Source organism: Thermosynechococcus sp. B1, assembly GCF_030322985.1.
Lineage (GTDB): Bacteria > Cyanobacteriota > Cyanobacteriia > Thermosynechococcales > Thermosynechococcaceae > Thermosynechococcus.
Map to the genome: position 1 here is coordinate 1,703,349 of NZ_CP096573.1, position 13,229 is coordinate 1,716,577.

General features: G+C 52.3%; 10 protein-coding genes. 4 read left to right on the forward strand and 6 right to left on the reverse strand.

Annotated elements, in window-relative coordinates; all coding sequences use genetic code 11:
* Nucleotides 1–53: 53 nt before the first annotated feature.
* Entirely contained in the window at nt 54–365 is a 312-nt protein-coding gene (locus M0644_RS08550; protein WP_149819952.1) for a Mo-dependent nitrogenase C-terminal domain-containing protein, read from the reverse strand.
* Between the two features lie 256 nt (nt 366–621).
* Here M0644_RS08550 and M0644_RS08555 point away from each other — a divergent pair, with 256 nt between their 5' ends.
* The 4 genes from M0644_RS08555 (at nt 622) to M0644_RS08570 (ending at nt 5,541) form a co-directional block, all read left to right on the forward strand.
* The gene (locus tag M0644_RS08555) at nt 622–1,629 is read left to right on the forward strand and encodes a radical SAM protein (RefSeq protein WP_286625340.1); all 1,008 of its coding nucleotides are present in this window, start codon (nt 622–624) and stop codon (nt 1,627–1,629) included.
* Nucleotides 1,550–2,914 (forward strand): glycosyltransferase family 2 protein, encoded by a 1,365-nt coding sequence (locus M0644_RS08560; protein WP_286625341.1) that lies wholly within the window; start codon nt 1,550–1,552, stop codon nt 2,912–2,914. Before M0644_RS08555 ends, M0644_RS08560 begins: the two co-directional genes overlap by 80 nt.
* Before the next feature lie 80 nt (nt 2,915–2,994).
* Nucleotides 2,995–4,041, forward strand: coding sequence for a PstS family phosphate ABC transporter substrate-binding protein (locus tag M0644_RS08565; protein WP_286625342.1), 1,047 nt, complete (start codon nt 2,995–2,997; stop codon nt 4,039–4,041).
* 9 nt (nt 4,042–4,050) lie between these two features.
* Nucleotides 4,051–5,541: a hypothetical protein gene (locus M0644_RS08570; RefSeq protein ID WP_286625343.1), complete on the forward strand. Its 1,491-nt coding sequence runs from the start codon at nt 4,051–4,053 to the stop codon at nt 5,539–5,541.
* 1 nt (nt 5,542) lies between these two features.
* Here the strand turns inward: M0644_RS08570 and M0644_RS08575 are convergent, their stop codons facing one another.
* From M0644_RS08575 to M0644_RS08595, 5 genes are all read right to left on the reverse strand, one after another.
* Complete coding sequence (locus M0644_RS08575; RefSeq protein WP_149819960.1) at nt 5,543–6,373, reverse strand: Tab2/Atab2 family RNA-binding protein; 831 nt, start codon at nt 6,371–6,373, stop codon at nt 5,543–5,545.
* 176 nt (nt 6,374–6,549) lie between these two features.
* On the reverse strand, nt 6,550–7,563 hold the full coding sequence (cydB, locus tag M0644_RS08580) for a cytochrome d ubiquinol oxidase subunit II (RefSeq protein ID WP_149819962.1): 1,014 nt from the start codon (nt 7,561–7,563) through the stop codon (nt 6,550–6,552).
* Nucleotides 7,564–7,574: 11 nt separating this feature from the next.
* Nucleotides 7,575–9,026 carry a cytochrome ubiquinol oxidase subunit I gene (locus M0644_RS08585; RefSeq protein ID WP_286625347.1) on the reverse strand — a complete coding sequence of 484 codons (1,452 nt, stop codon included), beginning with the start codon at nt 9,024–9,026 and terminating at the stop codon, nt 7,575–7,577.
* Nucleotides 9,027–9,122: 96 nt separating this feature from the next.
* Nucleotides 9,123–11,993, reverse strand: a complete 2,871-nt coding sequence (gene gcvP, locus M0644_RS08590; RefSeq protein ID WP_286625348.1) for an aminomethyl-transferring glycine dehydrogenase — start codon at nt 11,991–11,993, stop codon at nt 9,123–9,125.
* 220 nt (nt 11,994–12,213) lie between these two features.
* Complete coding sequence (locus tag M0644_RS08595) at nt 12,214–13,089, reverse strand: class I SAM-dependent methyltransferase (protein ID WP_286625350.1); 876 nt, start codon at nt 13,087–13,089, stop codon at nt 12,214–12,216.
* Nucleotides 13,090–13,229 lie beyond the last annotated feature (140 nt).

Sequence of the window (13,229 nt, forward strand, 5' to 3'; positions counted from 1 at the left end):
TGGATACAGAGCTATACATTTTAATCGTATAGCAACTGCAAGTTCCTCGCTGCCTAGACGTATTGGCTGATGTCCTCTTGGCAGACATCGCTGAGGTAGGTGAGGGCACGAAACCGCAGCATCACGACTTCTTCATAAAAGGGATTGAGTTTACACAGAGGGGGAATGCTGATGACTGGCCGACCAAAGAGGGAGAGGGTGCGGGCAAAGGGACATTGGGCTGGAATAAGGCGGCAAATGCGGTGGGCGATCGCTGGCGTTGTGATCGGATAAGTCATTAGCCACTGACGGATTTTGGTCGTTAAAGAAGTAGGCGTGCGTTGGGCAAGGCGTTGATTCATGGGGCTATCCTCACAATTGCGCATACCCTCACGGTAAAAGATAATCTAGGCAAATAGTAATACGCTTTTAATATAAAAAATCTTTATCAATAATAAGCATTGCTAAACTTGCAGCCGCTTCAGGGATAGATCTCCATTCCTCAGCTCAGCAGAGTGCTAAACTGTTCAGCAACTCAAACTCTGATGAAGTTTTGTCTAGAAATTTTTCAATTGCTTGCATAAACTCATTGACTGCTTTATTCATCTTGGCCTTGCTTGAATTCGTTAAGGAAGAGACTCCATGCGTCCACTGGTTGCTAACTACTACCTGACCTACCGCTGTAACGCCCGCTGCCACTTTTGCGACATTTGGGCACTGGAACCGGGCAAAGAAGCTGATTTTAGCGCCATCCAAACCAATCTGCGCGATTTGAAACGTTTGGGGGTCAAATATGTGGACTTTACGGGGGGTGAACCGCTGCTGCGTGCCGATGCCCCAGCCATCTACCGGGAAGCCAAGCGTCTCGGCTTCATGACTAGCATGACGACAAATACGATTCTCTATCCCCGCCGTGCTAGGGAAATTCAGGGCTTGGTGGATTTCTTGAACTTCTCCCTCGATGGGCCTGATGCGGCCACCCATGATCAGTCGCGGGGCGTGAAAATTTTTGACACGTTGGTGGAGTCCGTCAAAATTGCCCTTGAGCTTGGTGAATATCCAGTGCTGAATCACACCGTCACTGCCCAAAATTATGAACGGATTGGTGAGGTGGCCGAATTTGCCCAAAGTCTAGGGGTACGGGTTTGGTTGAATCCCGCTTTTACCGCCCATGAAAACTACAACGACAAGAAGAACCCCACCCCTGAAATTGCCGACCACATTGAACAAAATGCGAAGAAGTATAACAATGTTGGTTACAATAAGGCAGCATTAGCCCTCATCCGTGCGGGGGGAAACAATACCCAAAATCCCCGTTGCAAGGCGGTGGATGCAGTCATTGCCATTTCCCCCAATGATGAGTTGCTGCTACCGTGCTACCACTTTGCGCAGAAGGGAGTCCCCATCAATGGTCGCCTGTACGAGCTGTACAAGTCCTCCAAGGTGGTAGAGGAGTATCGCCGCTCCCAAGGCCGACTCTCCGTCTGCGAAGGCTGCACAGTGTGGTGTTATCTCATTCCCAGCTTCTTTAAGGGAGTGGATAAGTACTGGTTTCTCAATCAGGTGACCTATGCCGGAGAATTCCTGGCCCGAAAACAGTTTCTACAACGAAGCCGATCCCCTCGACGAACTCCTGTCGGAGTGGGTTGATGCCCCAGAGAGTCCTCCATTACAACCGCGTTCTGAGGGTCGCCGTCGCAAGGCTTTCCTAGCGCTCTCTCTGATTTGGGGGAGCACGATCGCCCTGCATCTGATTGTGGGTGGCATTTGGCTGATCTATGCCCTAACGCTGCTCATGAGCTTGCAAACACTGCGCTACTGGCGAGCCAAGCCGCAAACGCTACCTGCATTAGAGGCCACAGAAAGTGTGCAGCCAATGGTGTCTTTGGTGGTAGCGGCGAAAAATGAAGAGGCGGTGATTGGTCGCCTCGTCAAAAACCTTTGCCGCTTGGATTATCCCCACTACGAGGTGTGGATTATTGATGACAACAGTAGCGATCGCACCCCCGATATTTTGAGTGAACTACAAAAGCAATATCCTCACCTCAAAGTGCTGCGGCGGCTGCCGGGGGCGGGCGGGGGTAAGTCCGGTGCCCTCAATCAAGTCCTGCCCTTGACACGGGGAGAAATTATTGGCGTCTTTGATGCCGATGCCACCGTACCCCAAGATCTACTGCAACAGGTGGTCAACCGCTTTCAGGTGGCCAGTGTTGGCGCGGTGCAAGTGCGCAAAGCAATTAGTAATGCCGACATCAATTTGCTGACCCAAGGCCAAGCGGCAGAAATGATCCTTGATGCCTACTATCAACAGCAGCGGGTGGCCTGTGGCGGTATGGGCGAACTGCGGGGCAATGGCCAATTTGTGCGGCGGCAAGCTCTAGAGCGCTGTGGTGGCTGGAATGAAGAAACCATTACTGACGATCTGGATCTCAGTCTGAAGCTACATCTCCACGGTTGGCAGATTGACGTGCTGATGAATCCAGCGGTACAGGAAGAAGGCGTGACCACACTCGTGGCACTGTGGCACCAACGCAATCGCTGGGGCGAGGGCGGCTACCAAAGCTATCTCGACTACTGGCAACCCTTGCTGCGCAATCGCCTTGGCTGGCAAAAAAGCTGGGATGTGCTCTGCTGGTTTTTGATCAAATACGCCATTCCCACGGCCACAATTCCCGACCTGCTGATGGCTCTACTGCGTCACCGCAGCCCGATGCTAGTACCCCTGACGACACTGAGCTTTACGCTTTCAATGGTGGGGATGCTGCGAGGGATTCCTCAAACGCAGTCGCTGGGGATTTGGCAACTATTTTGGCAGAGTTTGCGGGGTACCCTCTACATGCTCCATTGGTTGCCTGTGGTGAGTACAACAACACTGCGTATGGCCGTACGCGCCAAGCGTCTCAAGTGGGTAAAAACCGTGCACCACGGCATCTAAACCTAAACATTGGCCAAAAAAAGATCCGTGCGGGGACAACCTTGAGCTAGGCTAGAGGCAGAGTTTTGACTGGTTCTGCCATGTCTCGCAATAGCAACCTGCTGCCTTTGCTGGTGTCTCTTGTCCTCACCTGTGGTCTATTGGGGGTGGGGGCGGTGCTCGTGATTCGGTTACTGGGCAATCAAAATCCCCTTGAACAGGTGACTGAAAACTTGGGGGTACCCCAGAGTACGCCAGAGATGGCGGCTGCGAATTTCAGCGATGTCAGCAATGTTCCCAGTGGTACGTTTCAATACGGGGGCAGTACGACGTGGGCACCGATTCGCCGCGATGTCGATCCCCTGATTCAGTTAGCTTGGCCCAATTTTCGCCTGCGCTACACCAATCCCCCCACCGGCACCCCCGGATCGGGCAGTGGCATTCGCATGTTAATGAATAATCAACTGGCCTTTGCCCAGTCTTCCCGCCCCCTCAATGAGCAGGAGCGGCAGCAGGCGCAGAGCCAAGGGATAAAATTGCTGGAACTACCGGTGGCGATCGATGGCATCGCGATCGCTGTCAATCCCAACCTCCAGATTCCCGGTCTCACTGTGCAACAAGTGGTTGATATTTACACGGGCAAACTGACGAACTGGAGCCAAGTGGGCGGTCCGAATCTAGCCATTACTCCCTTTTCACGGCGGCTGGAAGATGGCGGAACGGTAGAGTTTTTCGTCCAAGATGTCTTGGGGAACCAGCCATTCAGTCCCAAGGTGGTGATGGTGCGGGATACCACAGATGCCCTACGGCGGGTGGGGGCAACCTCCGGCGGCATTTACTATGCCTCGGCACCGGAAATTGTTGGTCAGTGCAGTGTGCGACCCTTGCCTTTGGGGCGGCAGCCCAATCAGTACGTTCCTCCCTATCAGGAACCCTATGTGGATTCTGCCCAATGTCCACAGCGGCGGAATACATTGAACTATCGTGCCTTTCAGGAGGGCAGTTACCCCATTACCCGTCGCCTGTTTGTCATTGCCAAGGATGACAATAGCCCGGATGCCCAAGCCGGTCGTGCCTATGCAGCCCTGTTATTAACGGATCAGGGTCAAGCCACAATTGAAAAAGCCGGCTATGTCCGCTTGCGCTAGGGGAGCCAGATGTTTGATAAACCATTGAATCGAACCTATGAGCGGATCATGGTGGCCATTGCCAGCGCCAATTTTCTGTTGGTGCTCTTTGATCTCACCTATATTCCCCTACGGGACTTCTGGCTTTTGGGAACAGTCCGCATTCCCCTGATTCAGCGGTTGATTTATCTGCCCCAGCCTTTGCCGATTACCCCTCTCTATGACCCCATCAAAGGCATCGAACCCCACCGGGCAACCCAGCAGTACATCAACACGGTCAACCAACTCCGGCGAACCATTGCCGCTGAAGGGGTCGATGCGCCAGCTACTCAAGCACTCTTGGCTGAGTTGCGCAAGCAGAGCAAAACCATGGTGGATACTAACCCCTTTGCCCTTGCCAATAAGACTGGCACCCTTGAGCGGATCAAGAACCTGATGCGGCTGCGGGTCTTTGGCGATCGCAATGCCTCCTCTAAACAGTCCTTTGAGCGTTTTTGGAGTGACGAGTACATCAATGAGCGGGACTGGCAGACCAACCTTGCTTGGTTTGAGGCGCAGATCATTCCCCTGATGGCTACCAATTATTGGCGCCGCTACGGTGAAGATGGGGATTTTATTGACCACTTTGATGCCATTGATATTCCCTTTAATCTCCTCTTCTTTGTGGAATTCTTGGGACGCACGTTTTGGCTGAGTCGCCAATATCGCGGTGCCCGCTGGCGGGATGCTATGTTCTGGCGCTGGTACGATGTGCTGCTCTTTTTCCCCTTTTGGTGGCTGGCACCCACTTGGGCGTGGCTACGGATTATCCCGGTCACGATTCGCCTTGATCAAGCGGATATTATTTGCCTTGATAGTCTTGAACGGCAGGCCTCTCAGGGCTTAGTGGCAGCGATCGCCACCGATATTTCGGAAGTGGTTGTCCTGCAAGTCCTCACCCAACTGCAAAAAGCAATCCGTCGCGGCCAATTGAGTCGCTGGCTACCGCGTGTCTCTGGCGGCCAAGGGAGCAAGACGCTCAATGACATTGATGAACTGGGGGAACTGGCAGCCTTGGTTGGGCAGGTGGTGATTTACCGCGTGATCCCCCAACTGCGACCAGAAGTGGAAGGCTTAGTGGCCTACAGTGTCGATCAAGTGCTGCGGCAAGCGCCCCCCTATCGGCGGTTATTGGAAATTCCATCCCTTGAGGCCTTACCCCGCCACTGGCACCAATCCCTTGCCAAGGAGATTAGCGATCGCCTCTTTCTGCTATTGGAGCAAGCGAGCAAAAACCAAGGCAATCCACCCCGCGAAGGGGCATTACTGGTGAGTCAACTGGCGCAAAAATTTGGCCAAACCCTCAGCGCCGAACTCCAAGAGGAACAGGTGGGCAAGGTGATTCAAGATCTGCTGGTGGTGTGGCTAGAGGAAATCAAAATTAATTTTGTGCGGCAGACCCACCTTGAAGGCATTGAAACGGTTTTGGATGAAACCCGTGCCCTGCAGGAAAGCTTAGAACAGGGACGGCTCAAACCTTAGGCTATTCAAGGGGTTGGAGCAGCCAGAGAGCCGTGTAGGTGGTGTCATTGGGAGTCGGTTGGATGAGGAGAAAGTGCAGACCCTGAGTGGCGCGCAGGCGATCGCGAAAGAGTTCTCCCGCTTGGGAAATCTCAGCATTGTCAAACGTCAAAAAGACCCAGCGATCGCGCAAGCCGCTGTGCAACACCACCCCACAGGGTCGCCCCGGCACAAACTCTAAGCGATAGGGCAGTTGCTCTTGGAACCACCGCGCCAGCTTCAGGGACTTGCGACCGCCATAGAGAATAATTCCCGGAATCAACGTATCGGGAGCCAAGCCCAAAGCCTCTGGCAACATTGCCATTTCAAAGGCCAGAATCCGCAGCGGATATTGCATCAGTTGTGCCAAGTCGGGGGGAGTAATTGCTGCAAACTGCCAAGAATCTCCCCAAATATCCTCGGGCAGGGGCAATGGCGGCGGCTGCTCAATGGCCAATGGATCGTAGGCTTCACCGGTGTAGGTTTTTAGACTGGGATACGCCTGAGCACGTTGGCACAGGTAGTGCTTTAGAGCCGGGGTGCGGCGGGTGGCTTCGAGGGGAAGGTTGAGTTCTTGGCAAACCACTTCCACGAGGCCTAAACTCTGGGGACGAAAAACCTGTACCCGCTGCGGTAGGGGCTGCCCGCAACTTTTGAACTCTGTGGCCAGCCATGAACTGCTCACGAGGGGTTCTGGGCAAAAAGCCGTGTAGTAAAAATTTTCCTCAGGGTCACAAATCACGAGTTCCCACAGATCAAGGCCACTGGGGGTACGCAAAGGCCGACGGTAAAGGTCAACTTGCCAACAGGACATGGACGGAAATGAGCAGCAAAGGAAGTTAACAGCCTTTTCACAACCATTGAAAGCCGCTCAGCTTGCCGCTAATTCTGTTGATGCGTCCTCAAGCGAGAGAAAAAGGCTATCTGTTGCTATTGTGCCTTGTTTTGCCTCCTCGGCTAGGGTGTTTTAGGCCTGAATTCCTTCTATACCTAGGCCACAACTTTGCCACGAAAGACGAGGTAATTATAGAGGTTATAAGCCAGCATAATCGGGATTAAGAAAGCGACGAAAATCAGCATAAAGACTTGGGCACTGGGAGAGGCTGAAGCTTCGTAAATGGTGACGCTGGGGGGAATGATGTTCGGAAAAATCACAAAGCCCAAGCCAATAAATGACAGGAGAAACAGTAAAAACGTCCACACCAAGGGCATGACTTCTTCACGCTTTTGTAAACTACGCAGCAATAGAAAAATCAGCAACACCCCCAAAATGGGAATCGCGGCAAAAATGTAGAATAACGGTGGCTGAAACAGTTGGGCACGCAGGTGCTCATGGAAAATGGGGGCGCTAATGGTAATCAACACAGCACCGATAAACGTTGTCCAAGCTGCAATCGTGGCCGTGCGGTAGTGGGTTTGCTGCAACTCACCTGTGGTTTTGTAAATCAGATAGGTTGACCCAATCAGCACATAGCCCTGAATCAGCGTCAGTGCCACCAACACCGAGTGCCACGTCAGCCAATCCCACATGCCGCCCGCAAAGTGACCCGCAGCATCTACTTTGATGCCCTCAAAAACAGTGCCCACCGCAAAGCCCTGCCCCAAGGCGGCCAAAAAACTGCCAATGCCAAAGGCAAGGTTCCACACCCGTTTATTATTGGCATTCTCGCGAAACTCAAAGGACACTGCCCGCAAAATTAGCCCCACCACCATAATCACTGCGGGTAGGTAAAGGGCATTGAGGATGGTGGCATAGGCCAAGGGAAAAGCACCAAAGAGCGACCCACCCATCAGCACCAACCACGTCTCATTGGCATCCCAAACATTGCCAAGGCTGGTCATGAGGATATTGCGGCGCCGTTCATCGCTACTGGTGAGGGAGAGAATGCCAATGCCTAGGTCAAAGCCATCTAGGAGAATGTAGAGAAAGAGGAACAACCCTAGGATAAAAAACCATACCTGCGGCAAAAAGTGCTCCAAGGGTGCAAGGGGATTCGGTTCCATGGTGTACTCCCTTATTGTTGAGTTTCTAGGGGACGGCGATCCGGTTGGTGCTCTGCTAGTTTGATGCGGATTTCCAGTTGTTCAGCATTGTGCAGCCCCGGCACCGGCAAGGCAACATTGGGGCCTTTTTGGATGATGCGACTGCCAAAGAAAAGAGCCGCAAAGAAGAAAATGGTGTACAGGGCAACCAAGCCACTAAGGGAAAAAAGCACCACTTGGGGCGGTAAATTGGAGGCCGCTTCTGCTGTCCGCAACTGGCCATAGACAATCCACGGTTGACGCCCGACACAGCGGACAATCCAACCGGCTTCGACGGCAAGGTATCCCAAGGGTCCTGCAAAGATCCAGCCCCACCAGAGCCACTGGTAATTGCGTAGGCGATCGCCCTCGAGGCCAGTGCGCCACCAGACAAAAACAGTGAGGATCACGAGAGCCGCGAGGTACAGACCAATGGCCACCATCAGGCGAAAGGAATAGTAAATCAGGCCAATCAAATGGGGGCGATCGCTAGCGTTCCACTCCTTCAAGCCCAAGATCGGTGTGTCTAACTGCGGTTTCAACTCCAGTAGGTAGCTCAGCAGGCCGGGAATTTTCACTTCCAAGCTATTTGCTTGGGCGGCCTCATTGGGTAAGGCAATCACACTCCAGTCCGCAGGTGTACCCGCTGGTACCGTTTCCCACAGGGCTTCCATGGCGGCTAATTTGGCGGGTTGGTAGTGATAGACCTGCTCAGCACTGAGGTGACCGACAAACACCTGTAGGGGGGCAATCACCAAGGCCATCACCAACACCACCTTCAGGGATTTCGTGAAGAAATTGGGCAGGCGGTTTTGCAGTAGATACCAAGCACTAATGCCGCCAATAACAAACAGCGAGGTTTCTAGGGTGGCAAAGAACATGTGGAAAAAACTCTTGACCATGAAGGGGTTGGCAATGGCTTGGAAGTAGTCTTGAACGCGGAACTTACCCTCGACAAAGACGCCCCCCGCAGGGGTTTGCAGCCATGAGTTGGCCGAGAGAATCCAGAAGGTGGAGAGATTGGCACCAAAGGCGACACAGATGGTCGAAATCCAGTGCATCACTGGCGGTACCCGTTGCCAGCCAAAAATCATAATGCCCAAGAAGCTGGCTTCCAGCATGAAGGCCATGGTGCCCTCAAACCCCAAGACGGTACCGAAGAAATCCCCCACTGCTTCTGAGAAGGGTGCCCAGTTGAGGCCAAATTGAAAGGCCATGGGCAACCCGGAAGCCACGCCAATCCCGAAGTTGAGGATATACAGCTTTGACCAAAAGCGAGCATGGTGATAGTAGGTCAGGTTTTTGGTTTTTAGCCACAGTCCCTCAATGACCACGAGATAAATGCTCATCCCCGTGGTGAGGACGGGCCAGAGCATATGGAAAATGGCTGTGAGGGCAAATTGCCAACGGGAGAGAACAACGGTATCGAGACTAGCCAAGGTCATAACACCACCCTAGGGGTTGATCTGCCTTACTTTTAGCAACCCCTTTTTGGCTTCGACAAGGCAAATCGGCAACTGCCGCAAAAATTTCAGCTTTGCTTAAGAGTCGGCAGTGGTCATGGGCACTGCACAGGTACATAGAAGGTGGCGATCGCCATAGGCATTGTCAATGCGGGCTACCGCTGGCCAGAATTTGTACTCCCGCAGCCAAGGGGCGGGGTAGGCGGCCACTTGCCGTGAATAGGGGTAAGGCCATGGCTCTGTGGCCAGCATCAGGGCGGGATGGGGGGCATTTTTCAGGGGATTTTGCTGGCGATCGCTGACGCCGGCCTCAATTTCAGCAATTTCGGCGCGAATGGCAATCATCGCCTCACAAAAGCGATCCAATTCCGCCTTGGTTTCACTTTCAGTGGGTTCAATCATTAGCGTGCCCGGCACCGGCCAAGAAATGGTGGGGGCATGGAAGCCATAGTCCATCAGCCGCTTGGCAATATCTTCCACCTCAATTCCCGCGGATTTTTTCAGCGGACGCAGATCAAGAATGCACTCGTGGGCCACCAAACCGTGGGCACCTTTGTAGAGAACCGGGTAGTAGGGTTCAAGGCGTTTGGCAATGTAGTTAGCATTGAGGATGGCAATTGCGGTGGCGCGTGTCAACCCCACCCCCCCCATCAGGGTAATGTACATCCACGAAATCGGCAAAATACTGGCACTGCCCCAAGGGGCGGCAGTCACCGGGCCAATTTCCGATCCTTGGGGAATCAGCTGTGTGGTTGGCAAGAAGGGGGCTAAATGCGCCTTGACCCCGATGGGTCCCACCCCCGGCCCACCGCCGCCGTGGGGAATACAAAAGGTTTTGTGGAGGTTGAGATGGCAGACATCGGCACCAAAGTCCGCCGGACGGCACAGCCCCACTTGGGCATTCATATTGGCACCATCCATATAGACTTGACCGCCGTAGCGATGGATGATCTCACAAATTTGGCGAATTCCCGTTTCAAAGACGCCGTGGGTCGAGGGATAGGTGATCATCAAGGCCCCTAGGCGATCGCTATAGGTTTCCGCCTTGGCCGCCAGATCCGCCACATCAATATTGCCCTGGGCATCGCAATTGACTGCCACCACCTGCATGCCAGCCATGACCGCACTGGCAGGGTTGGTGCCATGGGCAGAGGTGGGAATCAAACACACATTGCGCTGGCTTTCGCCGCGGCTGTGGTGGTATTGGCGAATCACCAAGAGTCCGGCATATTCCCCTTGGGAACCGGCATTGGGTTGTAGGGAAATGGCATCAAAGCCGGTAATTTCTGCCAGCATTGCCTCTAGCTCACGGAACAGCTGCTGATAGCCTTGGGCTTGCTCAGCCGGGGCAAAGGGATGCAGTTGATTGAATTCTGGCCAACTGATGGGCAGCATTTCCGCAGTGGCATTGAGCTTCATGGTGCAGGAGCCAAGGGGAATCATCGAGGTGGTGAGGGAGAGATCCTTGGCCTGAAGGCGGTGAATGTAGCGCAGCAGGGCGTGTTCGCTGTGGTAGTCCTGAAAGACGGGGTGCTGCAGGTAAGCAGATTGGCGTTTCAGCGTTGGCGGCAGGCGATCGCCCGCGGCAACTGCCACAGGACTTGTGCCAAAGAGCGCCAGTAAATCCGCCCCATCTTTTTCGGTGGTGGTCTCATCCAAACTGATGCCGACACTGCCATCGTCAAAGTAACGCAGGTTGATTTGCGCCGCTGCTGCCCGCTCCTTGAGCACCTGTACTGGCAGGTTCCCCAAGCCAATGCGTAGGGTGTCAAAAAACTCAGAATGGTAGAGTGGATAGCCCGCTGCTGCTAAGCCTGCTGCTAGGGTCACTGCCCGTTGATGGATGCGCTCAGCGATTTGCCGCAGCCCCGCGGCTCCATGATAGACGGCGTACATACTGGCAACAACTGCGAGGAGAACTTGGGCAGTGCAGATGTTACTGGTGGCCTTTTCGCGGCGGATATGCTGCTCACGGGTTTGCAGGGCAAGGCGCAATGCTTTTTGACCCAAGGCATCGTGGGAAACCCCCACTAGTCGTCCGGGTAATTGTCGCTTAAATTCTTCACGGGTGGCAAAGAAGGCGGCATGGGGCCCCCCATAGCCCAAGGGCACACCAAAACGCTGAGAGCTGCCGACGGCAATATCCGCCCCCAATTCTCCCGGCGGTGTCAGCAGTGTCAAGGCTAGCAAATCGGTGGCTACCGTCACCAAGAGTCCCCGTTTATGGGCAGCGGCAATCAGGGCTTCGGGCGATCGCACCGCACCATCGCTGGCGGGATATTGCAAGAGCAGACCAAAGGCGTTGTTCCAAGGCAATTCACTGGCGATCGGGTCAATGGGCACAATCTCAATGCCAAGGGGCAGGGCACGGGTGCGCAGAACTGCTAGGGTTTGGGGATGGCAATCCTGCGCCACCAAGAAGCGGTTGGCTCCCTTTTGACGGCAGGCATTCAAGCTCAGCGTCATGGCTTCGGCGGCAGCCGTCGCCTCATCAAGGAGAGAGGCATTGGCAATGGGCAAGCCCGTTAGATCGCTGACAAGGGTTTGAAAGTTGAGGAGGGCTTCGAGGCGTCCTTGGGCAATTTCCGCTTGGTAAGGGGTGTACTGGGTGTACCAGCCGGGGTTTTCCAGAATGTTGCGCTGAATCACCGCCGGCGTAATGCAGTTGTAATAGCCCATGCCGATGTAGCTGCGCCAAACTTGGTTTTGCTGGGCAAGGGTGCGTAATTTTTGCAGGGCTGCTGTTTCACTGAGACCTTCACCCAGAGCGAGAGGGCGTTGCAAGCGAATTTCCGGGGGAATGACGGCAGTGATCAGCTCCTTGAGGCTGCCATACCCCAACAGGCTCAACATTTTGGGAAGATCGTTGGGCGTGATACCAATGTGCCGCGCGACAAATTCGGCATCGGTCTCTAAGTTGATCTCCAGTTGGGGCAGTGAACTAACCATCGCTATCGCACTCGTGTTGTAAATCGTTCATATATCTTAATTCTTTGAGCAGGGTTTGCGGGCATGGAGAACCTGCAAGCTGCGCCTGAGGTGGTAGGTCTGCTTCAAACGTATGTCACAGCCTTTTTCCCATGAATTAAACACATTAAAATGGATAAGATCGCTGTACGATAGATTTTCACGGTTTTTATTGTATCTCAAAGTATTTTATGATTAAAATCTATTCTGAACTGTAGGATTTTATAAAGTAGCCTCTAATTGTCGCACCTAAGCGTGTGATATTTAACATAAAATTAGCGGTTCGTTTGGTCATCTTCAGAATCCAACTACTTTCCGTGTGGTGTCTAATAGTTTCATTATCAAACTTTAGAGGTGTTGCTTCCTTTCTTGGAAATAGTCTATCAAAGTCAATTCCTGTTGTTTTTATTTTTTTAGGAAAAAGAGAATGTTCAGACATTAGCTTTTTAAGAGTCTTTGGCGTGTAGTAACATAAGTGTTCTGGATAATGAATTACTGAATAGTTCTCCTGAAGAAAATACCTTGCCAACGAATTAAAGTTAGGAGTGGTGCAGTAGAAAAGACCCCCTAGGCGTAAAAAACTAGCAATCTGACGAGCAAACTCTCTAGGCTTATTGATATGCTCAATTACCTCTATAGCAATGATGATATCAAAATAATCGCGAGGAAACAGTCTTTCATTCAAATCAGTGTATTGAGCTTTGATTCCTTTGCGAATGCACCATTCTACTCCCTTTTCTGAAAGTTCAGTGCCTTCTACTTCCCAACCATTTTTCTTTGCTTCTATCAAGAAATCACCCTTGCCACATCCCACCTCAAGAATTCGATTACTCTGACGATAAATTTCAAATTCTTTGAGAAGCTCTTGATATCGTTTAAGCGTAATTGGTGAAATTGGCCTGTCTTCTGCGTAGCTATATGTAGAATAGTATTCTTTCAGTTCATTCTCTGATGGAACCCTCTCCATAAAAATAAAACCACATTCTTGGCACTTTATAAGTCTGTGTGTAGTGTAGTATCTTCTCATTTTTTGAATGTTAGAAGATTGACAAAGTAAACAATAAGAATGGGTTTTCATAGATATTTATAGACCTTCCTAAAATAGTGTTGATTATATTATACAGAGCCTTTGACCTTTCTGAGAAAGTTCAATTCTCCTGAAAAGGGTTATACTAGCATTATCTTCAGATAAATTGATACCACCATCGCTATCGCACT